General features: G+C 69.9%; 23 protein-coding genes. 13 read left to right on the plus strand and 10 right to left on the minus strand.

The genetic code is table 11. The features are described from left to right. Window positions 1–54: 54 nt before the first annotated feature. Both L0P92_RS13675 and L0P92_RS13680 read right to left on the minus strand, forming a co-directional pair. Complete coding sequence (locus tag L0P92_RS13675) at window positions 55–1,230, minus strand: IS701 family transposase (protein ID WP_234762863.1); 1,176 nt, start codon at window positions 1,228–1,230, stop codon at window positions 55–57. A 168-nt stretch (window positions 1,231–1,398) separates the two neighbouring features. Continuing rightward, window positions 1,399–2,061 carry a ScbR family autoregulator-binding transcription factor gene (locus L0P92_RS13680; RefSeq protein WP_234762864.1) on the minus strand — a complete coding sequence of 221 codons (663 nt, stop codon included), beginning with the start codon at window positions 2,059–2,061 and terminating at the stop codon, window positions 1,399–1,401. Window positions 2,062–2,195: 134 nt separating this feature from the next. On the opposite strand from L0P92_RS13680, the gene L0P92_RS13685 reads away from it, so the two are divergent. Then, complete coding sequence (locus tag L0P92_RS13685; RefSeq protein ID WP_234762865.1) at window positions 2,196–3,125, plus strand: ScbA/BarX family gamma-butyrolactone biosynthesis protein; 930 nt, start codon at window positions 2,196–2,198, stop codon at window positions 3,123–3,125. A gap of 67 nt (window positions 3,126–3,192) precedes the next feature. Here the strand turns inward: L0P92_RS13685 and L0P92_RS13690 are convergent, their stop codons facing one another. Then, window positions 3,193–3,957: an SDR family NAD(P)-dependent oxidoreductase gene (locus L0P92_RS13690; protein WP_234762866.1), complete on the minus strand. Its 765-nt coding sequence runs from the start codon at window positions 3,955–3,957 to the stop codon at window positions 3,193–3,195. A gap of 152 nt (window positions 3,958–4,109) precedes the next feature. Here L0P92_RS13690 and L0P92_RS13695 point away from each other — a divergent pair, with 152 nt between their 5' ends. The 3 genes from L0P92_RS13695 (at window position 4,110) to L0P92_RS13705 (ending at window position 6,986) form a co-directional block, all read left to right on the plus strand. Beyond that, on the plus strand, window positions 4,110–4,682 hold the full coding sequence (locus L0P92_RS13695; RefSeq protein WP_234762867.1) for a GNAT family N-acetyltransferase: 573 nt from the start codon (window positions 4,110–4,112) through the stop codon (window positions 4,680–4,682). Window positions 4,683–4,703: 21 nt separating this feature from the next. Continuing rightward, a complete protein-coding gene (locus L0P92_RS13700; protein WP_234762868.1) occupies window positions 4,704–6,020 on the plus strand; it encodes an activator-dependent family glycosyltransferase in 1,317 nt (438 codons plus the stop codon). A gap of 93 nt (window positions 6,021–6,113) precedes the next feature. Further along, window positions 6,114–6,986: an NAD(P)-dependent oxidoreductase gene (locus L0P92_RS13705; RefSeq protein ID WP_234762869.1), complete on the plus strand. Its 873-nt coding sequence runs from the start codon at window positions 6,114–6,116 to the stop codon at window positions 6,984–6,986. A gap of 68 nt (window positions 6,987–7,054) precedes the next feature. Here the strand turns inward: L0P92_RS13705 and L0P92_RS13710 are convergent, their stop codons facing one another. Beyond that, on the minus strand, window positions 7,055–7,696 hold the full coding sequence (locus tag L0P92_RS13710; RefSeq protein ID WP_372497256.1) for a TetR/AcrR family transcriptional regulator: 642 nt from the start codon (window positions 7,694–7,696) through the stop codon (window positions 7,055–7,057). A gap of 190 nt (window positions 7,697–7,886) precedes the next feature. On the opposite strand from L0P92_RS13710, the gene L0P92_RS13715 reads away from it, so the two are divergent. Together L0P92_RS13715 and L0P92_RS13720 are read left to right on the plus strand one after the other, a co-directional pair. Next, entirely contained in the window at window positions 7,887–9,062 is a 1,176-nt protein-coding gene (locus L0P92_RS13715) for an acyl-CoA dehydrogenase family protein (RefSeq protein WP_234762870.1), read from the plus strand. Between the two features lie 101 nt (window positions 9,063–9,163). After that, on the plus strand, window positions 9,164–10,594 hold the full coding sequence (locus L0P92_RS13720; protein ID WP_234762871.1) for a flavin monoamine oxidase family protein: 1,431 nt from the start codon (window positions 9,164–9,166) through the stop codon (window positions 10,592–10,594). A gap of 56 nt (window positions 10,595–10,650) precedes the next feature. Here the strand turns inward: L0P92_RS13720 and L0P92_RS13725 are convergent, their stop codons facing one another. After that, complete coding sequence (locus L0P92_RS13725; protein ID WP_234762872.1) at window positions 10,651–11,637, minus strand: aldo/keto reductase; 987 nt, start codon at window positions 11,635–11,637, stop codon at window positions 10,651–10,653. A 171-nt stretch (window positions 11,638–11,808) separates the two neighbouring features. Between L0P92_RS13725 and L0P92_RS13730 the strand changes: the two genes are divergently transcribed. Next, a complete protein-coding gene (locus L0P92_RS13730) occupies window positions 11,809–12,708 on the plus strand; it encodes an NAD(P)-dependent oxidoreductase (protein ID WP_234762873.1) in 900 nt (299 codons plus the stop codon). Here the strand turns inward: L0P92_RS13730 and L0P92_RS13735 are convergent. Genes L0P92_RS13735 through L0P92_RS13755 form a run of 5 tightly spaced genes read right to left on the minus strand, consistent with a single transcriptional unit; the run spans window position 12,683 to window position 17,964 of the window. Beyond that, window positions 12,683–14,068, minus strand: a complete 1,386-nt coding sequence (locus L0P92_RS13735; RefSeq protein ID WP_234762874.1) for an NDP-hexose 2,3-dehydratase family protein — start codon at window positions 14,066–14,068, stop codon at window positions 12,683–12,685. The two genes, L0P92_RS13730 and L0P92_RS13735, sit on opposite strands and share 26 nt — an antisense overlap. Next, a complete protein-coding gene (gene rfbB / locus L0P92_RS13740) occupies window positions 14,065–15,102 on the minus strand; it encodes a dTDP-glucose 4,6-dehydratase (RefSeq protein ID WP_234762875.1) in 1,038 nt (345 codons plus the stop codon). The genes L0P92_RS13735 and rfbB overlap by 4 nt, the downstream gene beginning before the upstream one ends. Next, window positions 15,099–16,166 carry a glucose-1-phosphate thymidylyltransferase gene (locus L0P92_RS13745; RefSeq protein WP_234762876.1) on the minus strand — a complete coding sequence of 356 codons (1,068 nt, stop codon included), beginning with the start codon at window positions 16,164–16,166 and terminating at the stop codon, window positions 15,099–15,101. Before L0P92_RS13745 ends, rfbB begins: the two co-directional genes overlap by 4 nt. Continuing rightward, on the minus strand, window positions 16,163–16,777 hold the full coding sequence (locus L0P92_RS13750) for a dTDP-4-dehydrorhamnose 3,5-epimerase family protein (protein WP_234762877.1): 615 nt from the start codon (window positions 16,775–16,777) through the stop codon (window positions 16,163–16,165). The genes L0P92_RS13745 and L0P92_RS13750 overlap by 4 nt, the downstream gene beginning before the upstream one ends. A gap of 32 nt (window positions 16,778–16,809) precedes the next feature. Continuing rightward, window positions 16,810–17,964, minus strand: coding sequence for a DegT/DnrJ/EryC1/StrS family aminotransferase (locus L0P92_RS13755; protein ID WP_234762879.1), 1,155 nt, complete (start codon window positions 17,962–17,964; stop codon window positions 16,810–16,812). Between the two features lie 323 nt (window positions 17,965–18,287). Between L0P92_RS13755 and L0P92_RS13760 the strand changes: the two genes are divergently transcribed. Genes L0P92_RS13760 through L0P92_RS13785 form a run of 6 tightly spaced genes read left to right on the plus strand, consistent with a single transcriptional unit; the run spans window position 18,288 to window position 22,922 of the window. Continuing rightward, on the plus strand, window positions 18,288–18,677 hold the full coding sequence (locus tag L0P92_RS13760) for a YybH family protein (RefSeq protein ID WP_234762880.1): 390 nt from the start codon (window positions 18,288–18,290) through the stop codon (window positions 18,675–18,677). Window positions 18,678–18,714: 37 nt separating this feature from the next. Next, complete coding sequence (locus L0P92_RS13765) at window positions 18,715–19,113, plus strand: YybH family protein (protein ID WP_234762882.1); 399 nt, start codon at window positions 18,715–18,717, stop codon at window positions 19,111–19,113. 57 nt (window positions 19,114–19,170) lie between these two features. After that, window positions 19,171–20,496 (plus strand): crotonyl-CoA carboxylase/reductase, encoded by a 1,326-nt coding sequence (gene ccrA, locus L0P92_RS13770; RefSeq protein ID WP_234762884.1) that lies wholly within the window; start codon window positions 19,171–19,173, stop codon window positions 20,494–20,496. Beyond that, window positions 20,496–21,494, plus strand: coding sequence for a 3-oxoacyl-ACP synthase III family protein (locus L0P92_RS13775; protein WP_234762886.1), 999 nt, complete (start codon window positions 20,496–20,498; stop codon window positions 21,492–21,494). Before ccrA ends, L0P92_RS13775 begins: the two co-directional genes overlap by 1 nt. Continuing rightward, a complete protein-coding gene (locus L0P92_RS13780) occupies window positions 21,491–22,375 on the plus strand; it encodes a 3-hydroxybutyryl-CoA dehydrogenase (RefSeq protein WP_234762888.1) in 885 nt (294 codons plus the stop codon). The genes L0P92_RS13775 and L0P92_RS13780 overlap by 4 nt, the downstream gene beginning before the upstream one ends. A 16-nt stretch (window positions 22,376–22,391) precedes the next feature. Continuing rightward, window positions 22,392–22,922 (plus strand): flavin reductase family protein, encoded by a 531-nt coding sequence (locus L0P92_RS13785; protein ID WP_234762889.1) that lies wholly within the window; start codon window positions 22,392–22,394, stop codon window positions 22,920–22,922. Window positions 22,923–22,937 lie beyond the last annotated feature (15 nt).

A 22,937-nucleotide genomic window follows, 5' to 3' on the forward strand; every position in this document is an offset into this window, starting at 1 on the left:
GCCGGACCGAGAGTGTCACATTACCGGACGGTAGGTCTGTTCATGTGGAGCACGTCACTTTCGAGCCGCGAGGGAGGCGCCGGAGAGCACCGGGGCGCTGTCCAGAGCGACGGCCAGATGGGCGGCGGAGGCCAGGGTGACGTGCCGGTGCCAGCCGGGGAACGACCGGCCCGCGAAGTCCCGTATCCCCACCTTGTCGGCAATCGCGTTGAAGTCGCGCGCGACGACGAGCGGCAGCACGGTCAGCCACAGGACCAGCGGCAGCGACTGGACACCGCCGCCGACCAGCCACAGCTTCCCGGGCCTGGAGACCGCTTTCGGCCACTCGCCCACCAGGGTCATGCCTCCGCCACCGCCTCCCGCGGCGGTCGGCGCGGCGGCGGTGACGGGTACCGCCACGGCTGTCGTCGGGCGCTCCCCCGAGTTGATCTGCTGCCGCAGACTGACGAGGGAGGAGGCCAACTCCGCGGCCGTACGCACCCGATCGCCGTACTTGGGCAGCTCCGAGCGGTCGATGCGCAGCTGTTGCTGAGGGTCGACCCGTACGACGAAGGGGACGCCGGCGGAGGCGAGGTGCCGGGCCAGGGCCACCGCGTCGACGCCGTCCACGTCCACCACGACCGGGCCGCGCTGGACTCCCGGGATGGCCGTGACGGCGTCCACGGCCTCGCGCACGCACTCGTCGAGGGTGTCGGCCGTGACCCCGGCGGGGATGCCGGCCCGTTGCCGGAGGGGGCCACTGAGCCAGCGGCCGGAGAGCCGCAGCCGCCAGTCGACGGGCACCGCGGTCCGGGCGGAGACCAGCCACGTCCCGATGGCCTGCTGGCCGGTGACGGTCTGTCCCATGTGCGGCAGGAAGTGCTGGTCCACACCGATCGAGTGCGAGCCGACCTTGGGGATCATCGTGGACCGGACGACCCAGGCCTCCGGGGCCAGGTGCCGCTGCGCGTACCGGGCCAGGGCGTGGCGCACCGGCGTCCACTCCCAGGGCGACTCGCTGATGAAGTGATGGACGCTCTGCTGCGCCGCGCCGCCCTCGAACTGGGCGGCGATGTTGCGCAGCGTCTTGCGTCCCGGCGCGGTCAGCAAACCGCGCACATAGCGCTCGGCCTTGAGTCGCTGACCGCTGCGCTGCAGGGATCCGAAGAGATGAGCACCGAGTTCTTCCAGCTGGGATTCGCAGGACGAATCCAGGTGTGTGCAGACGGGTTTGAGCAGGCTCAGACGCACGGATCCCCCTGTTGACGTCGGTCATGCGATCGACGAGGTGCGGCGTAACGCGCGCACCCGCCCGTCCACTCTTACACAAAACCGTCACCCGGTCCGGTTTCTTTGCGCGAAGACCGGGCTTCGCCGGCGCCGGGGGCCGTGGACGCCTTCAGGACCGTGGTCGCGGCGTCAGGAGGGCGCGACGGGCACGGGTGGCGCGTCGGCCGACCGGGCCGCCGCCAGCAGGTGTTCGGCCCGGTAGGGGGAGGTGTCCAGCTTGGCCAGCACCTCGGGCGGCACGATGCTGGGCAGCAGGAGGGCGAACAGGGCCGACACCTCTTCCGACAGATTCCCCTCGGGCAGTGTCACGGTGACCAGTTGGACACCGGTCCACGCCCCGACCACGAGCCGGGCGACCTGCGCCGGCTCGATGTGGAAGTGCAGTTCGCCGCGTTCCTTGGCCTCGGTGAGCAGCTGGGTCGAGACGGCCATCCAGTCCGGCCAGCGGGTGCCGAACAGCGAGCGCGCCTTGGGGTCGACCGACAGCTGTATCGAGGCGCTGAGCACGGGCTCCCTGGGGACCCGGTAGGCCAGCAGCAGCGCCAGGTCCACCCATTCCTGCATCTTCAGGGCCTGCGGCACGACTCCTTCCCTGGTCACGGCCTCGTCGAGCACGGCACGGGCCAGCTGCTCCTTGGAGGTGAAGTGGAAGTACAGGCCGCCCCGGGTGAGTTGGACCCGCTCGATGAGCATGCCGATGGTGCTGGCCTCGTATCCCAGCTCGTTGAACATCCGGGCGGCGCCCTCGAGGATGGCTCTGCGTGTACGGATCGCGCGTTCCTGTCTGGCCACTCACACCACCATGACCTTTCCTTTACTAGTGCTTGAGCTCACACTTACTCGATCTCCAAAACCGGACGGGGGGCCGGTACTTTAGCAACGCAACTCATGCAGCTGCCTTGCAGGCCGGATCCAAGGGGGAGATCTTGCCCGAAGTCCCTGTCGCGCCCCGCAGTTCGTCCCGGCCCCGGGGCGAATCGCCGTCGCGGTTACTCCTGGGTGCCTACACCCACCTCAAACACAACGACGCCGTTCTCATAGACAGTTGGCAGCGGACCGACGAGGACAGGTTCACCCTGCGTCTCGACTGGCCCGCCGCCCCTCATGGCCACCCGTACGATCCACGCGTCCTCACCCAGACGATCAGACAGAGCGGACTGGCCGTCGCCCATGCCGAGTACGAGGTTCCGCTGGATCACCAGACCCTGCTGAACTGGCTGGACGTCACCGTCTCCCCGGACTTCCGGGTCCCGGACACCGAGCCCTCGACCCTGCTCGTCGACCTCACCGTCGCCCCGGGCAGGAGCGGCAGACGCGCCGCCCACGCCATGCACATGGAGATCCGCACGTCCCCGGACGACGAGCCCGTGGCCCGCGCCGACACCGAGTTCGGCTGGATCTCCCCGGCCGCCTACCGGCGGGTGCGCGGCGACCGGCTCACCGGCGCCTGGGGCGACTGGCCACTGCCCGACCCCGTCGAACCCGGACTCGTCCGCCGGGGACAAGCCGTGGACGTGGTGCTCGCACCCACGCGGGCGCCGCACCGCTGGCAGCTGCGCAACGACGTGAGCAATGTGCTGCTCTTCGACCACCCGGTCGATCACGTCCCCGGACTGGTGCTGTGGGAGGCCGCCCAGCAGGCGGCCCAGGCTCTGCTGGCCCCGAGCGTCTGTGTGCCCGTCTCGGTCGCCACCACCTATCGGCGCTACGTCGAGTTCGACCAGCCCTGTCTGATCGACGCACGCGTCCTCGGCCCGCAGGGCCCGGGGCGGGTCGCCGTCCGGGTCACGGGCACCCAGGGCGACGCGACGGCCTTCACCGCGGACATCACCGCGGTGGCGCGGCCGGCGAGGTGACGCCTCGGACCGGGGAGCGCGCCGCGACCGCCGTCCACGGCCGCCGGACGCGTTCCCCGGTCCGCTGTCACTGATTGACGAAGCCGCCGTCCACCGGCATCACCGTGCCGGTCAGGAAGGGGCAGCGGTCGCTCAGCAGCCAGGCGGCCGCCTGCGCGATCTCCTCCGGTTCGGCCGTACGCCCCTGTGGTGTCAGGGAGTTGACCAGGTCCTGCAGCCCCGGGTTGCGGCCGAACCAGTCGAGGGTGATCTCGCTGCGCGTGGTCCCCGGCGCGATGGCGTTCACCCGGACCCCCTGCTTGGCGTACTCGTCGGCGGCGGCCCGGGTCAGCCCGACGACCGCGTGCTTGGACGCGATGTAGGGGGCGGCGGTCGGAATGGCCACCAGACCGCCGACGCTGCTGTTGTTCACGATCGAACCGCCGCCGGTCGCGAGCATGGCCGCGATCTCGTGGCGCAGACAGTTGAAGACACCGCGGACATTGGTGTCCATGACGGTGTCGTAGACGTCGTCGGTCATCAGATGCAGAGGCGTGCGGTCGCCGCCGATCCCCGCGTTGTTGAACGCCGCGTCGAGCCGCCCGTACTCGGCGACGACGAAGTCCACCGCCCGCGCCACGTCCTCGGCGACCCGGACGTCACCGACCACGTGGGCCGCCTCCGCCCCCTTGTCGCGCAGCGCGCCGACAAGAGCGGCCAGCCGGTCCTCCCGCCGAGCGGTGACCACCACTGTCGCGCCCTCCTGCGCGAACACCCGTGCCGCGGCCTCGCCTATGCCACTGCTCGCGCCGGTGACAAGGACGACTTTCCCCGTTAGAAGATCACTGGTCATGAGGGGAGTCTGGCAGGCGAGCGGCCTCGGGCGCCGGGGCAGTTCGTGATTACCGCTCGATGACCGGGCCGTTGACCGCGCGTCATACGTTGCTGGGGCTCTGGCTCGGCACAAGAGACGAAGAATGACGGCTCGTCACGACAGGAGAAAGCATGCTCGGTGCAGACCTCGGCAACGGCGTCGAACTACGTCCGACGGAGCCATGGCAGGCCGCCGAGTTCGCCGCGTTCATGGACCGCGTGCGTGCGGATCTCGATCCCTGGCTGCCGTGGGTGCACGAGGTCACGGACACCGGGCCCGCCCGGTCCTGGCTGCAGGGCCTGGCGGACAGCCAGGCCAAGGACGGGGCCCGGATCTACGGCATCCACCTCAACGGCGAGCTTGTCGGCGGCACCTGTTTCGCGCTGTTCGAGCCGGCGACCGGGCTGTGCGAACTCGGGGTCTGGCTGGCTCCGGAGGTGCGGGGCCGGGGCCTTGCGACCACCGCCGCGCACCTGATGACCGACTGGGCGGTCCGCGTGCGCGGCATGTCCCGGGTGCAGTGGCGAGTGGCGCCGGACAACCATCCCAGCATCGCCGTGGCCAAGCGGCTCGGTATGTCCTACGAGGGTGTCATGCGCAGCTACCTCCCCGTCCAGGACCGACGCCTGGACCTGGAGGTCTGGTCCGTGCTGGCCGAGGAATGGACGGCCGACGTGCAGGGCCCCGCATACATCCGCGAATGAAGCCAAGAATCGGAGACACCTGTGCGCGTCTTGTTCACCGCCTGGCCCGCGGCGGCACACCTCTTTCCGAGTGTGCCGCTCGCCTGGGCCCTCCAGGCAGCGGGACACGAGGTCTGTGTGGCCTCCCGGCCCGCCCTGGCCGGCCCGACCACGGCCGCCGGGCTGGCCGCCGCCCCCCTCGTCGACGAGAACGATCTGCCCCGTTCGGTCGGTGCCGCCAACCCGGCTTCCGAGGAGTCCCGGCGGGCCTGGTCGCGTATCACCGAAGCGATGGCGATCGACCCCGTCGACGATCCGGTGGCCACGCACATCTGGCGTCTCCACCGCGACTATGTCGCCCCGGCACTGCTCGACCTCCAGCCGGCCGACGCCCGCCCCGACCGCCCGCAGCCGGTCCTGGACGCGCTGGTCCGGTTCTGCCGGAGCTGGAAGCCGGATCTGGTGCTCTGGGACCCCACGATGCCGGCCTCCGCGGTGGCGGCCGGAGCCGTGGGAGCCGCGCACGCGCGGCTGCTGTGGGGGCTGGACCACGTGGGCTGGTCTCTGGAGCGCTACGCCCGGCGCAAGGAGGAGTTGGGTGAGGCGCTGTCCGACGAGGACCCCGTGGTGACGGCGGTGCGCGCGATGGCCGAACGGTACGGCTTGGCGTTCGATGAGGAACTGCTGCACGGTCAGTGGACCGTTGATCCGATGCCCGCCGCGATGCGGCTGCCGACGGAGCGTCACACCGTGCCGATGAGCTGGATCCCGTACACCGGTTCCGGCGTCATGCCCGAGTGGCTCCACGAGCACACCGGCCGACCGCGCGTGGCCCTCACTCTCGGCGCGTCCATGCGCGCCTTCAGCAAGGACAGCGCGCCGCTGATCGCCAATCTCCTCGAAGCACTGGGCGAGATGGACATCGACGTGGTGGCCACTCTGGACGCCTCGCAGCTGGAGGGTGTCGTCCAGGTGCCCGACAACGTGCGGACGATCGACTACCTCCCGCTCTCCCAACTGCTGCCGACCTGCGCGGCGGTGATCCATCACGGCGGCTACGGCACCATGTGCGCGGCCGCCGCTGCCGATGTTCCGCAGATCGTCGCGATGGACGGCGACGCGGTCATGGAAGGGCCGATCAGCGCGGCGCATCTGACCGAGCGGGGCGTGGGGCTTGTGCTGAGGCACGAGGAGTGCTCGGTGGACGACATCCGCAAGATGGTCACCAGGGTTCTGGAAGAGCCCTCCTTCCGGCATGGCTCGCAGGCGCTGCGACGGGATCTCCTCGCCTCCCCGAGCCCTGCCGAGGTCGTACCGGTTCTCGAACGGCTGGTGGCCGAGTACCGAGTCGCGGTCTGAACTCAGTAACTAGAGCGTTCTTTTTAGCTCTCGTGCTAGCCTGATCACTGGTTAGAACGATCGATCCAATGGGGAAGCGAGTTAGGGGTCTTCATGCAGAAGCAGCCGGTCACCGTCATCGGGTTGGGCCCGATGGGGCACGCCATGGCCAGCACGTTCCTCGACAACGGCCACCAGGTGACCGTGTGGAACCGGACCGCGAGCAGGGCGGACGACCTTGTGACCAAGGGAGCCGTGCTGGCAGCCACCCCGGCCGAGGCCTTGTCGGCCAGCGAGTTGGTGGTCCTCAGCCTGACCGACTACGACGCGATGTACGCCATCCTGGAACCCGCCACGCAGGCGCTGGAGGGCAGGACACTCGTCAACCTCAGTTCGGACACCCCGGAGAAGGCCCGGGAGGCGGCCAAGTGGGCGGCCCGCCACGGCGCCGAGTACCTCACGGGCGGTGTGCAGGCCTCTCCCACCGGTATCGGCCAGCCGGAGTCCTTCACCTTCTACAGCGGCTCCCGGCCCGTCTTCGAGGCGGCCAAGGGGACACTGGACGTGCTCACCAAGACCGACTACCGGGGCGAGGACCCGGGCCTGGCCGCGCTGTACTACCAGCTGCAGCTGGATGTCTTCTGGACGACCGCGCTCGCGTACCTGCACGCGCTCGCGGTGGCCGACGCCCACGGGATCAGCGCGCAGGACATGCTGCCGTACCTCTCCGGCACGGTGGGCTCGATGCCCGACTTCTTCGGCTTCTACACCCCCCGCATCGACGCCGGTGAGCACCCGGGCGATGTCGACCGGCTGGCCATGGGCGTGGCCAGTGTCGACCATGTGGTGCAGACCGCCAAGGACGCCGGCGTCGACGCCGCACTGCCCGCCGCCGTCCTGGAGATCTTCCGACGGGGCATCACCGCCGGATACGCGGCCGACAGCTTCACCAGCCTGATCGAGACCTTCAAGAAGCCCACGGCCTGAACCGCGTCGAGGGCGCGCGCACGCCACCGGTGTGCGCGCGCCCTTGGCGTGTGCGGGGACGGGTCTCGTCAGACCCGTTCGACGGGCGCCCCGCGGAAGCTCGCGATCAACCGGGCGAGGTGCCTGCCCGCGGCCTCCAGCGGCGCACTGCTCCTGGTCACCTGAGCCGTCAGCTCGGCACCCTCCAGGGTGCCGATCACGGTGTGGGCGAGCGCACGGGCGTCGTCCTCGTCGATCCCCGCCTCGCAGAGCCTGTCGAACACCAGCAGGTGCCAGCGCGTGAACGCCTCGGAGGCCGCCGCCTGAATGTCGGGAAAGCGGCCTGAGGCGCCCAGCGCGGTGGTCGTGATCGGGCAGCCGTCCATCCAGTCCGACCCGCGCAGTCCGTCGGCGAGCCTGCGGGTGAGGAGCACGATCGCGTCGGCCGGGTCCTTCTCCTCGTCGAACACGGCACGCAAAGCGTCGATGAACTCCATATCGCCGCGCCGGATGGCCTCGACGGCCAGTTCCAGTTTCCCACCCGGAAAGAAGTGATAGACCGAGCCGAGCGTCGCGCTGGCCTCGGCGGAGATCTGTTTGATCCCCGTGCCGTCGTATCCCTGGCGTTGCATCAGCCGCGAGGCCGCCCGGACGATGCGTTCACGGGTGGCGACGACGGGCCCGGAGGCATCCTCCGACCGCTTCTCGACACTCACGGGCTTCTTCTTCACAGGCCAAGGCTACCAGGTAGAGCGTTCTTTCCAATGCCCTCGGACGGGTACATCGGCGGTTCATCAGCCGGGGCACTGATGCCCTGAGCCGGAATTACCGGCTCATTGACGGTGGCCCGATACCGTCCCTCCGAACCAGACAGAAGCAATTTCCCCTGATCCACGGACCGTTGAACAGAGAGAGGGCTGAATGGTCGCCACGGAGAAGGATTTCGTGAAGGTGCTCGAAGCGATTCGGGAAATCGCTCCGACCCTCCGGGACAACGGCGTGCGCGCCGAGGAGGAGAACTGGATACCAGAGGCGAACATCGAGCTGCTGGAAAGCGCCGGCCTGTTCCGCGCCGCCGTACCCGAGCGATTCGGTGGGCTCGATCTGCCCGCCGAGCAGCAGGCTGCCCTGCTCACCGAGACGGCGCGGGCCTGCGGCTCGACCGGATGGGTCTCCATGGTCTGGGTGACGACGGCCTGGATGGCCACCCTGTACCCCGACGCCGCCCAGGAGGAGGTCTTCTCGGACGGGAGCGTACGGATCTCCGGCGGCTTCACCCCTTCCGGTTCTCTCGTCCCGACCGAGGGTGGATACATCCTGAACGGGTCCTGGCGGTTCAACACCGGTGTCCGGGGCGCCCACTGGAACGTGTGCACCGCCCTGGTCGAGCACGAGGACGGGCGTGTCGAGGAGCTGTTCCCTCTGGTGTCCACCGGTGACCTGACCGTCGGCGACGACTGGGACGTCTTCGGCGGCGCCGGCACCGGCAGCGTCACCTCGACCGCGAAGGACGTCTTCGTCCCCGTGCACCGCGTGGTCGACGCGTCGGTGTACGAGGCCGCCACGGCGGACCGCTGGAACGCGGACCTCACCGGCCGCAACTACGGCCTGCTCAGCTACATCCTGGCCACGACGGCATCCGTGTTCATCGGCCTGGGCCAGGCGGCCCTCGATGAATTCATCGCCCGCCTGCCCGGAAAGGGCATCACCTACACGAACTGGTCCGAGCAGAAGGAGCATCCGCACATCCAGATGCAGGTGGCCGTGGCCGCCAACAAGATCGCGTCCTGCGCGGGGCTTCAGCGGGCCCTGCTGGAAACCGTGCAGCGACGCGCGGACAACGGGGAGAGGATGACGCTGGAGGAAAAGGCCACGGTGCGCGGCCAACTCGCCTTCGTGGCACAGACCGCGAAGGACGCCGTCGGCGCGCTGCTCACGCTGAGCCCGGCCTCGTCCATCGCGCGAAGCGCGGTGCTGCAGCGCGTCCACCGGGACGTCACGGCGCTCTCCCTGCATGGTCTGCTCGCCCCGATCGGCTCATTGGAGGCCCAGGGGCGGGTACTGCTCGGGTCTGATCCCGGCACCGAATACCTCTGATCGGGCCCCGCGCAGCCGTCCGACGATTCGGGCGGCTGTGCGGGGCGGGCTCGTGCCCCGAGCCCGATCAGCGACGGATGAACAACCACCAAGGAAACTCCGTGAAATCTCGCAAAACCGAACCCGCACGTCATCGCCGTGTCGCTCGGCGGCCTCTCCTCAAGGCAGCCGGAGCTGCCGTAGTCGCCGCCTCGGCAGGCGGCGTCTGGTCCGCCCACGCGGCGAAGTCATCCTCCGCGGCGGCGGACGAGTCCGCGGACGCCCTCATCATCGGTGCGGGCTACGCGGGTGTGACGGTGGCTCGCGAACTGGCCGCACGCGGGCTGAAACCGCTCATCCTCGAAGCGAGGAACCGCACCGGCGGCCGAATATGGACCGACACCTTCTCCGGTGAGCAGGTGGAGATAGGCGGCGGCTGGGTGGGCGAGCAGCAAAAGCTCGTGCAACGGGAACTCACCCGCTACGGCATCGCCACGACCCCGGACATCGGCCCGGAGCGCATGCTGTTGCCGGGCGACAACGGGCTGGAGAGCCTGACGCCGGAAGAGGCGGTCGGGGCACTGAGCCCGCTGTGGTCGGAGTTCTACCGGGGCTCCGAGAACTACTTCGAGCGTCCCTACGAGCCGCTCCACCGCAAGGACCTGCTCCAGAAGGTGGACGGCCTGTCCCTCGCCGACCGGCTCCGCCAGCTCTCCCTGGCCCCCAAGGAGTTCCAACGGCTGAACAGTGAGACGTCCCTGTACTCCGGCGGGCCGAGTTCCATCGGCGCCCTGACCGGGATGGCGCAGTGGTTCCAGCTCGCCGGCGGGACCTACGAGAGCTCCCTGTCGATGAACCAGAAGCCGGCCGGGGGCATGATCTCGCTGCTCAAGGCCATGCTCAAGGAAGCGGGGACCGAGGTACGGCTGCAGTCGGCGGTCACCAGGATCACCGAGTCGAAAGGACTCGTGACCGTGGAGGTCTCGGGCGGGAAGCGGTACACCGCCCCGCTGGTGGTCGTCGCGACCCCGACGAACGTCTGGAAGGACATCGCCTTCCATCCCGGCCTGCCCCCGGCGCACGCGACCGCGGCAAGGCAGGGGATCGGCGTCCCGCACTCGAACAAGCTGTGGATCCATGTCCGTGGCCGGACCGAGGCACTGTTCGCCCAGACGCCGGAGGGCTCCCCGATCAGCATGATGCTGCCGCAGCAGCAGTTGTCGGACGGGCGCCTGATGGTCGCCTTCGGCGGACCGTCCCTCGACGCCGAGGACCCGGCGGCCGTCCAGAAGGCCGTCCGACAGTTCCTCCCGGGCAGTTCGCTCATCCGGTATCGGACGATGGACTGGGGCAGGGACCGGTACTCGCGCGGCGGCTGGGGGCTGCGCAGGCCGAACCAGCTGCTGAACCTGTTTCCGCAGATCGAGGAACCGCACGGCCGGATCCTGTTCGCCGGCGCGGACATCGCGCAGGGCTGGCACGGCGCCTACATCGAGGGCGCGATCGAGTCCGGCCTGCGTGCCGCTCAGCAGGCGATCACACTCGCCCCGTGACGGGCAGCGAAACGCCGCCGCGGATCTTCCGGTCCGCGGCGGCGCTTCGGCATGCGCTACCGCGCCCATGCCTCCGGCCCCGGGCCGCCCCTTCCCACCGGCGGGAAGAGCTCGTCGAGGGTGCGCAGCACGTCGTCGCTCAGGCTCAGCCGGGTGGCCCGCAGGGCTCCCTCCAACTGCTCCACGCTGCGCGGCCCGATCACCGGTGCCGTGACCCCGGGGCGGGACATCACCCAGGCGAGGCCCACCTCGGCGGGGTCCGCCCCGAGGTCCGCGCACAGCTTCTCGTACGCCGTGACCGCCTCGCGGTGGTCCTCCAGGGCCTCGGCGGCACGGCCCTGGGCGCTCTTCATCGCGCTGCCGTCGGCCAGCTTGCGCAGGGCTCCGGCGAGCAGCCCGCCGTGCAGGGGTGACCACGCCAGTACGGCCACGCCGTAGCGTTGACAGGCCGGTATCACCTCCAGTTCGACGTGGCGGGTGACGAGGTTGTACACGCTCTGCTCGGAGACGATGCCGAGGAACTGGCGGCGTGCGGCGGCCTCCTGGGCCTCGGCGATGTGCCATCCGGCGAAGTTGGAGGAGCCGACGTAGCGCACCTTCCCCTGCTGGGTGAGGGTGTCCATCGCCTGCCACACCTCCTCCCAGGGGGCGTGCCGGTCGATGTGGTGCATCTGGAACAGGTCGATCCAGTCGGTGCGCAGCCGTCGTAGCGACGCCTCGCAGGAGGCGATGATGTGGCGTGCCGAGAGCCCGGAGTCGTTGGGCCAGTCACTCATGGGGTTGGCGACCTTGGTGCCGAGGACGACCTTCTCGCGCCGGCCGCCGCCGCGGGCGAACCAGGACCCGAGGAACTCCTCCGTGAAGCCCTTGTGTTTCTGCCAGCCGTACTGGTTGGCGGTGTCGAGGAAGTTCACGCCATGGTCCAGCGCGGTGTCGAGGATGGCGTGGCTCTCCTCGTCGCTCGCCCTGACGCCCAGGTTCAGGGTGCCCAGGCATATCTCGCTGACTTTGAGGGCGGTCCGGCCCAGATGGGTGTAGCGCATGGTGATGTCTCAACCCTCGTTCCTCGAATCGGGACTCGGACGACGTTACGGAGACGAACTCAGTAGCCGTCCACTGCGAGGTAATCGCGTAAGTGACAAACAAGGTGACGAGCGCTGGAGTGCCCTGGTCCGGTCGCCGACGATCGTGCCATCCGACCTCAGGGAGCAACCATGGACAACCGCACCGCTGTGACCGTCATCGGCCTGGGCTCGATGGGTGCGGCGCTCGCCGAAGCGTTCGTCAAAGCGGGACACCCGACCACCGTGTGGAACCGAACGGCATCGAAGGCCGCGCCCCTGGTGGACATGGGCGCGGTACACGCCGAGGCCGTCGGGGACGCGGTGGCCGCCGGCTCACTGGTCGTCACCTGCCTGACCACGTTCGACGACACCCGCGCGGCACTGGCGCCCGCCGAGCCGCTGCTGACGGGGCGGACCCTGGTCACCTTGAACAGCGGATCCCCCGCCGGGGCCCGCTCCATGGCGACCTGGGCGCTGGGGCACGGCGCCCGGTTTCTGGCCGGCGCCGTCAAGAACGTGCCCTCGGCCGTGGGGGCCGAGGACACTCTCCTGTACTACGGCGGTGACAAGGGCGCCTTCGACGAGTTCGCATCGACGCTCCGGGTGCTGGGCGGCGACACGGTGTTCCTCGGTGACGAGCCCGACCTGGCGGCCCTGTACGAGATGGCGGTGGGCGGCACGCTGCTGCCCGCACTCGTCGGCTTCTTCCAGGGCGCCGCGGCCCTGCAGGCGCGCGGGTTGACGGCCGCCAGCATGGTCCGGTTCAGCGTCAAGTGGTTCGAGATGATCAACTCGGTGCTGCCGGTGTTCGCGCAGGAGATCGATGCCGGCGACTACACCGAGCCCGCGTCCTCGGTGAACCTGTTCGTGGCCGGCTCGGCGCACGACGAGGAACTCGCGAGGGAGGCCGGCCTCGACATGGAGTGGCACAAGCCGTTCCACGAACTGCTGAGACGAGCCGTCGAGGCGGGCCACGGCGACCACAGCATCTCGGCCGTGACCGAGGTCCTCAAGCAGCCCCGCGTCAGATCCGCGCAGCCCCGCAGTTGAGCGCGGCGAGCAGTGTCCGTGCCTGGACGTTGACGTAACGCCCGTGGCACACCAGGGAGTTGAGCTGTCCGGGCGTCACCCAGCGGTAGCCGGGCGGCGGGTCGTCCGGGGCCTGGTCCGGGTCCGCCGCCACGAACAGGTAGCGGCTCTCCGCGTTGAGGAAGCGGCCGCCCTCCTCGGAGTGCACGGCCTCGTACGAGACGCGCGAGGGGTCGGCGGACTGTACGAAGTCGAGGAAGGGGGGACGCCGGCCGGCGCCGCGGTGGGCGTAGTTGGCCGGGATGTACTGGACGGTGGGGGCCAGTTCGACGGTGTCGAGGAAGCCGCCCTCGACCCGGGCGTGGACCAGGACGTGCGGGACGCCTTCGAACCGGCGTGTCACGAAGGCGACCACGCCGCGCGCACAGGGTTCGATCAGCGGCTGGGTCCAGCTGGTCACCTCCCGGTTGTCCGCCTGTACCGAGACGGCGACCACGCTGAAGTACCGCTGTCCGACGTGCTCGATGCGGGTGGGTGTGCGGATCCAGTCGGTGACCTGGGTCAGCGGTACGCGGTCCACGCGTACGTCGTGCCGGGAGCGTTCCGCCGTGAACCAGGACCTGACCTCGGTGTCGGAACTCAGCGCGCCGTGCTCGGCGGGTTCCGTGGGGGCGCAGGCCAGCACGGTGCGGGCGTCCATGTTCACCACGTTGTCGCGGTGCAGGAGTTCGCCGATCTGTCCCAGGGTGAGCCAGCAGAAGTCCTCGTCGACGGGCACGTCCTCGTCCGTCTCGACGATCATGTTCCGGTTGGACTTGCGCAGGAACCAGGCGCCGTGTTCGGACTGCAGCACATCGGCGAGGACCCGGCCGCGACCGGGCCGGACGAAGTGGTCGATGTACTTCACGTCCGCGCCCCGGTGGACCTTGGTGTAGTTGCTGCGGGTGGCCTGGACGGTGGGCGAGAGCTGGAGCAGGTTCGGGTTGCCCGGCTCCATCTTGGCCTGCATCAGGAAGTGCAGTACCCCGTCGAACTCCTTGGCGAGGATGCCGAGGATCCCGACCTCCGGCTGGTTGATGATGGGCTGCCGCCAGCGCAGGCCCGGCTCGGGGCCGACGGTGACCGAGATCCCCTCGACGGTGAAGAACTTGCCGCTGCGGTGGCCGAGCGTCCCGAAGTCGTCGCGGAACGACCAGCCGTCGAGCTCCGCGAAGGGGATGCGGTCCACGCGGAACCGGTGCGCCGCCGCACGCTGTTCGAGCCATGCGGCGAAGGCCCCGGTGGGCATGGCGGCGCCGGCGCCGGTGGCGGCCGCGGACCGGGCGAACCGGGCGGCCAGGGTGGTGTCGACGCGCGGGCGCAGGAGGGTCGTGGTGGTCATCGCGTCCCCTCTCCGGAGCGCGCAGCCGTGGTGCGCTCCTCGCGCTCGCCCCTAGGTGGCTCGTTGCTCCGGTGCTTGGACGCCTTCCACCAGTGGGCGTTGTCCCGGTACCAGGCGACCGTGTCCGCCAGGCCCTGGTCGAAGTCGACGCCGGGTGCGTAGCCCAGCTCCTCGCGGATCTTGGTCTCGTCCAGCGAGTAGCGCTGGTCGTGTCCCTTGCGGTCGGGGACGTAGCGGATCCAGGAGCCGTCGACGCCGACCAGTTCGATCAGCTGCTCGGTCACGGCCAGGTTGGTGCGCTCGTTGCCGCCGCCCACGTTGTAGATCTCGCCGGACCGGCCGCGGGTGAGGACCAGCTGGATGGCGCGGGAGTGGTCGTCGACGTGCAGCCACTCGCGGATGTTGAGGCCGTCGCCGTACACCGGGACCTGTTCGCCCTCCAGGAGGTTGGTGATGAACAGCGGGATCAGCTTCTCGGGGTGCTGGTGCGGGCCGTAGTTGTTGGAGCAGCGGGTGATGGACAGGTCCAGGCCGTGGGAGCGCCAGAACGCCCGGGCGATCAGGTCGGAGGCCGCCTTGGACGCGGCGTAGGGCGAGTTGGGCAGCAGCGGCCGGTCCTCGGTCCACGAGCCGTGCTCGATCGTGCCGTAGACCTCGTCGGTGGACACGTGCACCACCCGCTGCACCCCGGAGCTCAGACAGGCCTCCAGGAGCACCTGGGTGCCCAGGACGTTGGTGCGGATGAAGGCGTCGGCGGACGCCAGGGAGCGGTCGACGTGGGACTCGGCGGCGAAGTGGACGACCGCGTCGTGCCCGGGCAGCAGTTCGAGCAGCAGGTCCCGGTCGCAGATGTCGCCGACGACCAGGTCGAGCAGCGGGTGCCCGAGGGGGATGTTCTCGCGGTTGCCGGCGTAGGTGAGCTTGTCCAGGACGGTGACGTGAGCGTCCTCGTAGCCCTCGTAGCCGCCCGCGAGCATGGTGCGTACGTAGTGCGAGCCGATGAAGCCGGCACCGCCGGTGACCAGGACTCTCATGCGGCCACCTCCACGCGGGTGTGGTCGCCGACGACCAGTCGGTGGTGGGCGTCGACATGGGCGCTGGGGCCGACGGTGGCGGCCCGCCCGATCAGGGATCCGGCCAGCCCGGGGACCTGGGTGATGGTGGCGCCCGCCATGACGATGGAGTCGGCCAGCCGGGTGGCGCGCAGCAGGCAGTGCTCGCCGACGGCGCTGTCCGGCCCGATGTGGCTGTCCTCGACGACGGTGTGCGCGCCGATGATCGCCGGACCCACGATGCGGGAACGTACGACGCGGGCCCCGGCCTCGACGACGACGGGGCCGACGATCTCGCTGGTGGCGTCGACGTCCCCGGCGATGCGCGGGGCGAGCCGGGCCAGCAGCCAGCGGTTGCACTCCAGTACGTCCTCGGCGCGGCCGGTGTCCTTCCAGTAGCCGGCGTACTCGCCGGCTCGGACGTCGGCGCCCTGGGTGACCAGCCACTGGATGGCGTCGGTGATCTCCAGTTCGCCGCGCGCGCTGGGCTCGATGGCGTCGACGGCCTCGTGGATGGCGGGGGTGAAGAAGTACACGCCGACCAGGGCGAGGTCGCTCGCGGGCCGCTCGGGCTTCTCCACGAGGCGCACCACGCTGCCGTCCGGGCCCAGTTCGGCGACGCCGAACGCCCGCGGGTCGGAGACCTTGCGCACCACGACCTGTGCGGCCGGGCCATGCTTGTGGAAGTCGGCGGCGATCTCCTCGATGCCCTCGGGCAGCATGTTGTCGCCGAGGTACATGACGAAGTCGTCCTCGCCGAGGAACGACCGCGCCAGGCGCACGCAGTGCGCGAGCCCCAGCGGCTCGTCCTGGCGGATGTAGGTGATGCGGGCGCCGAAGCGGGTGCCGTCACCGAGGACCCGGCCGATGTCGGAGGCCCGGTCTCCGACGATGATCCCGATGTCGGTCACGCCCAGGTCGCGGATGCTCTCCAGCACATGCTCCAGGACCGGTTTGTTGGCGACGGGAATGAGTTGTTTGGGCATCGAATAACTGAAGGGGCGCAGGCGCGTACCCGACCCGCCCGACAGCACCAGAGCCTTCATGTCAGTGAATTCCTTACGGCGATGGATGGGGTGCCTTGTGTCGCTTCCGGCCACTTGGCGAGAACTCCGGCCGCTTCGGCCTCCGCGACGCCGGGGGCGTGCGCGTCCTTCTGGGACATCACCGGTGGTTCGTCGAAACCCCAGGGCAGGGCGAGATCGGGGTCGAGGGGGTTGATGTCGATCTGGGTGCCGGGCACATGCTCGCTGGACAGGACGTAGCAGATGCAGGTGTCGTCGGTGAGGGCGAGGAATCCGTGCCCCACGCCTTCCGGAATGTAGAGACCGCGTCCCGATTCCGCGTCCAGGACGGTGGTCTCGTAGCTGCCGAATGCCGGTGAGCCCACGCGCAGGTCCACGACGATGTCGCGCAGTGCCCCGCGGACACAGGTGACGTATTTGGCCTGTCCCGGCGGGATGGCCACGCTGTGGATGCCGCGCAGGGTGTTGCGGCGGGAGACGGAGTAGTTGATCTGCCGGGGGACGAAGGGATGTCCCAGCGTCTCGGCGAGCAGTTCGGCTCGGAAGTGCTCGAAGAACACGCCGCGTTCGTCGACGAGTTGGTGGGGGGTGATGACGTACGCCCCGGGAACCGCTGTTTCGGAGATGCGCACGGGCCGGTCCGCCTTCCTTCTCGCGGGCCGCGTCAGTGGCCGGCCGCGGCCAGGCGGTGCTCGACCGCCTTGCGCAGCTCGTCCGCGACGGTGCGCACCTCGGAGTCGTCCAGGCCCTGGTGCAGGGGGAGCAGCAGCGTGGTCTCGGAGGCCGCTTCGACGCCGGGGAGGTCCAGGGGTCCGGAGCCGTAGGCGGGCACCTTGTGCAGCGGCGGGTAGCGGAAGGTGGTGTAGATGCCGCGGGCCAGCAGGTCGGCGGCGACCTGGTCACGGATCGCCGGGTCCATCTGCACCCAGTAGAAGTAGTGCGTGCTGTGGTGTCCGTCCGGGAGGGCGGGCGGCAGTACGACGCCCTCGGTGCCGGCCAGCAGCCGGTCGTAGAGCCGGGAGATCTCCTGGCGCCGGGCGACGAAGGCGGGCAGGCGGCGCAGTTGCACGGTGCCGATGGCCGCGGTCAGGTCGTTGCCGATCAGCCGGCGGCCGAACTCCCTGACCTCCAGGTCCCACCAGCGGTCGGACACCTTGGCCTTGGCGAAGCCGGTGGCCTTGTTGTCCAGGCCGTGGTACGCCAACCGGCGGGCCTTGCGGGCGAGTTCGGCGTCGCGCACGTACAGCATGCCGCCGTCCCCGGTGACCAGGACCTTCATGGCGTCGAAGCTCCACACCCCGAGGTCGCCGAAGGTGCCGCAGCTGGTCCCGTCGGCCCCGGAGGCGACGGCGCACGCGGCGTCCTCGATCAGCGGGACGCCACGGGAGCGGCACAGCTCGGCGATGGCCGCCACCTCGCCGGGCAGACCGCCGTAGTGCAGCAGGAGCACCGCCTTGGTGCGGGCGGTCAGCGCGCTCTCGACGTGGGCCGGCGTCGGGTTGAGGGTGCGCGGGTCGACGTCGCAGAAGACCGGGCGCGCACCGGTGGCCGCGACGGCGTTGGCGGCGGCCACGAAGCTCACCGAGGGCAGCACGACCTCGTCGCCGGGCCCGAGGCCGAGGAGTTCGGTGGCGAGGAACAGTCCGGCCGTGGCGGCGTTGATGAAGATCGTGTGGTCCGGGGAGACGCCCAGGTGCTCGGCGAAAAGCGCCTCGAACTCCTTGGTCCTGGGGCCGTGTCCCAGCCAGTTCGCGGCGAACACTTCTGAAACGGCCTCGAGTTCCTCAGCGCCCAGAGTGGGCTGAAAAACGTTGATCATCGTGATGCTCCGATCGGGGGGCGCGGTGCAATTCACTGCCGCACGGCAGCGGCGGATACGGGACCGCTTCCACGGCCGAGAGGCGGGGGATCCGGGACCGAATGGGCAGCGGAATTCAAGCAGCCACCGCCTAACGCCTGAGGAAGCTACAGGGGCGCTTCAAGAAGGCAGTAACGGTGTGGTAACCACCGGATCCTGGTCGGTCGATGACCGGCTGATGAGACCGCCGACCATACCGTGTGACGGCACTTTCGCAGGTCCGTGTCTCCACCACGCCGACGACGACCGGCGTCGAATTCTCAGAGAATGGGAGCGGTATCGCCATGACCGTCGACAACGTCGAACTCACCAAGGAAGTCCTCGCCCACGCGGAGAACTATGTCCGCGCCTTCAACTCGGGCGACGCGGCCGCCGTCGACCGGCTCTACACCGAGGACGCGGTTTCCGTCTGGGAAAAGGGAAAGCCGGTGAGCGGCGCCGAGCGCAGGGCTGGTCTCGCGGAATACCTGGCGCAGCGGCCGGTGATGAAGATCGAGATTCTCGAGTCCTACGTCATCTCCGACACCGCGCTGCTCGCCGTGGACTGGACGATCGACATCCCCACGGCGCAGGGCACCGAGCGCCAGCAGGGCATCGGGGTGGACGTGCTGCGGCGCGGCGCCGACGGCCAGTGGCGCTTCGCCGTCGACAACCCCTACGGCACGGACATCTGACGTTCCCTCCCCCACCTGGAAGCGAGGAATCCCGATCATGAGCCAGGCCCTGGACCTCACCCTCACCGACGACCCGCACCAGCAGAACGACGTGTTCACCGACGCCTTCAACTCCGGTGAGGGCGCCATCTTCGACCAGCTGTACCGGTCGGACGCGATCTCCAACCTCACCGGCCGGACCCTGACCGGCTCCGCCCGCACCCAGGCCATCACCGAGTTCCTCGCCACCGGACCGAAGCTGACCGCCAAGGTGCGGCAGACCTACCGGACCGGCGACACGATGCTGCTGATCGTGGACTTCTCGGTGGAGACCGTCGGCGCCGACGGCACCCCGGAGAAGCTCGACGGCCGGTGCACGGACGTCCTCGTACGGGACGCGAACGGCAAGTGGATCATGGCGATCGACCGTCCGGTGATGCAGGACCCGAACGCCTAGCGGCCACCCCCTGGACCGACGCCCCCGCGGGCCCACATCTCACGAGAACGGATCACGATGGATTCTCTGACCGAGGCTCTCCTTTCGGGTGCTCCGGGGGAGGTACTCGCGCGCGAGAAGCTGCCGGACCACTTCGACGCCGCCCATCTGCGCGCCGAGGACGTCGGCATGTTCGAGGGAGCGCAGGACAAGGACGTACGCCGGTCGATACGGGTCGGCCCGGTGGCCATGCCGGAACTGGCGCCGGACGAGGTGCTGGTGGCGGTGATGGCCGGCGCGATCAACTACAACACGGTGTGGTCGGCCACCTTCGAGCCGGTGCCGACCTTCCGGTTCCTGGAGCGCTACGGCCGCCAGGGCGGTTACGCCGCCCGGCACGACCTGCCGTACCAGGTGATCGGCTCGGACGCCTCCGGTGTCGTGGTCCGGGCCGGCGCCGCGGTGCGGCGCTGGCGGCCGGGCGCCCATGTCGTCGTCTCCTGCGTCCAGGTGGACGACCACGAGCCCGCCACCCACGCCGACGCCATGCTGGGCGAGGAACAGCGCATCTGGGGATACGAGACGAACTTCGGCGGCCTCGCCCGGTACACCGTGGTCAAGGCCAGCCAGCTGCTGCCCAAGCCGGGCCATCTGACCTGGGAGGAGTCGGCCGGGGTGCTGCTCACCGCGGCCACCTCCTACCGCATGCTGATCAGCGACAGGGGCGCCCGGATCAAGCTCGGCGACGTGGTGCTGATCTGGGGTGCGACCGGCGGCCTCGGGGCGTTCGCGGTGCAACTGGTCAGGCAGGCCGGGGGGATCCCGGTCGGTGTGGTCAGTTCCGAGCACAAGGCGAAGGCGCTGCGCGCCCTGGGCTGCGAGGTGATCGTCAACCGGGCCGAGATCGGTCTGGGCGAGGCGACGACCCCCGAGGAGACCATCGAGCAGGGCAAGCGCCTCGGGCGGATCATCCGCCGCGAGGTCGGCGAGGATCCCGCCGTCGCGTTCGACTACATCGGCCGCGCCACGTTCGGCGTCTCGGTGTTCGTCGTACGCCGCGGCGGGACCGTGGTCACCTGCGGCTCAAGCACCGGCTACCAGCACGTCTACGACAACCGCTACCTGTGGATGAACTCCAAGCGGATCGTGGGCAGTCACGCCGCGAACCTCCAGGAGCAGGCGGAGCTGAACCGGCTGGTCGCGCTCGGGAAGATCTCCCCCGTGCTGTCGTCGGTGTACGGCCTGGACGAGGTGGGCGAGGCGGCCCGGCTCGTGCAGACCAACCAGCACCTGGGCAAGGTGGCGGTGCTGTGCCAGGCGCCCCACGAGGGCCTCGGGGTCACCGATCCGCAGCTGCGGGAGAAGATCGGCGCCGACGCGCTCAACCCGCTGCGGAGCCTGTGATGGACGAGCGGCCCATCGGGATCCTGGGCACGGGCTCCTATCTGCCCAAGGACGAGGTCGGCAACGCCGAGATCGCCGCCCGGGTGGGCGTCACCCCGCAGTGGATCGAGGAGCGCACCCACATCACCGCCCGCCGTTTCGCCGCGCCCCACGAGGCCACCTCGGACCTGGCGGTGCGGGCCGCCGAACGCGCGCTGGAGGCGGCGGGGGTGACCGCGGCGGAGATCGACTACCTCATCGTGTCCACGTCCACGCCGGACTCCCCGCAGCCGCCGACGGCGTACCACGTCCAGCGTGGCCTGGACGCCCGTGCCGCGGTCTGCTTCGACATCAACGTCGTCTGCACCGGCTTCGTGTACGCCCTGGAGGTCGCGCGCCGGCTGCTGGCCGGGCGGCCGGGGGGCCGGGCACTGGTCGTCGGCGCCGATGTGTACTCGCGGATCCTGGACTTCACGGACCGGCGTACGGCCGTGCTGATGGCGGACGGCGCGGGTGCGGCCGTGCTCGGCGAGGTCGAGGACTCTCGTGGGTTCCTCGGTGTGGAGCTGGCCAGCCGGGGTGACGCCCACCGGCTGATCCGGGTCGAGGCGGGCGGCAGCCGGCTGCCTGCGTCGGAGCGGACCGTGCGGGAGGGGTCCCACTTCTTCCGCATGGAGGGCCGGGCCGTGCGGGACTTCGTCCTGGAGAACTTCCCGGGTCTGGTGGAGACGCTGTGCCGGCGCACGGGGGTGCCCCGTGACCGGATCGACCACTTCGTGCCGCACCAGCCCAACGGGGTCATGCTCGCGCAGATCGTGGCGCGCTCCGGCCTGGAGACCGCCATGACCCACCGGACTCTGGACCGGTACGGAAATCCCGGTAACGCCGCCGTCGCCGTGACGCTCGACGCGGCGGTGCGGCAAGGCCATCTCAACGACGGCGACATCGTGCTGCTCGCGGGTTTCGGCGGCGGCATGTCGATGGGCGCCGGACTGATTCGCTGGGGAGTGACAGCATGACCACGACTGTGCCGAGCGCGCCGGACATCCACCGGGTGGGGGTCGTCGGCTGCGGCCAGATGGGCGCCGGAATAGCGGAGATCTGCGCGAAGGCGGGCCTGGACGTGACCGTGGTGGTCTCGCGTCCGGAGTCGATCGCCCCGGGCCGGCGCCGTATCGAGGCCTCGCTCGACCGTGCCGTGGCCAAGGGGAAGCTGGCGGCGGACGAGCGGGACGCCGCCCTGGCCGCCATCACCCTGACGTCGGACCTCGACGAGCTGGCCGACCGGCAGTTCGTCGTCGAGTCCGTGCGCGAGGACGAGAGCACCAAGGTCGAGCTGTTCGCCCGCCTCGACAGCATCGTCAAGGACCCGGAGGCGATCCTGGCCTCCAACACCTCCTCCATCCCCATCATGCGGCTGGGGCGTTCCACCGGCAGCCCGCAGCGGGTGGTCGGGGTCCACTTCTTCAGCCCGGTGCCCGTGCTCCCGCTGGTGGAGCTGACGGGGTCGCTGCTGACCGACGACGACGTCCGCGACCGCACCGAACGCTTTGTGACGGAGGTGCTCGGCAAGCAGGTCGTCCGGACCGAGGACCGGGCCGGCTTCGTCGTCAACGCCCTGCTGATCCCCTACCTGTTGGCCGCCGTGCGCATGGTGGAGTCGGGTTTCGCCACGCCCGAGGTCATCGACCGGGCCATGCAGCTGGGCTGCTCCCACCCGATGGGCCCGCTGCGGCTCGCGGACCTGATCGGACTCGACGTCGTCGCCTCGATCGCGGACTCGCTGTACGAGGAGTTCAAGGAACCGCTGTACGCGCCGCCGTCGCTGCTGGTCCGCATGGTGGAGGGCGGCATGCTCGGCCGGAAGACCGCACACGGCTTCTACTCGTATGCCAACTGAGCTCGGAGGTTCCAGGATGAGTTCCCCCACCGCCGCGCAGGGCGCCGAGGCGCTGCGGGCGACGCCGGACGAACTGCGCGAGGCGATGTCGCGGTTCGCGACCGGTGTCGTCGTGCTGAGCGTCGGCGGCGACAACATCCACGCGATGACCGCCAACGCCTTCAGCTCCGTCTCCCTCACCCCGCCCAGTGTGCTGTGCTGTGTGTCCCACAGCGCGGTGATGCACAAGGCGATCACTGCCGAGCGGCGCTTCGGCGTCTCGGTGCTGAGCGCCCGGCACGAAGGGCTGGCACGTCACTTCGCCGACAAGAACCGGCCCCTGGGCGCCGAGCAGTTCGACGGGGTGGACTGGGAGCCCGGCCCGCTGACCCGGGCGCCGTTGCTGCGGGGCGCGCTGGCCTGGCTGGAATGCGAGCTGTCCGAGTCCCATGACTCGGGCGACCACTCGATATTCATCGGGGACGTGGTCGGCGCCCGCAGCGGCTCGGCCGACGCCGGACTGCTCTTCTTCGGCGGCCGGTTCCAGCACACCGCGCCCCGCCACTGAGATCCACCGACCTTC

The sequence above is a fragment of the Streptomyces muensis genome (assembly GCF_021474425.1).
In the GTDB taxonomy this organism is placed as follows: Bacteria; Actinomycetota; Actinomycetes; order Streptomycetales; family Streptomycetaceae; genus Streptomyces; species Streptomyces muensis.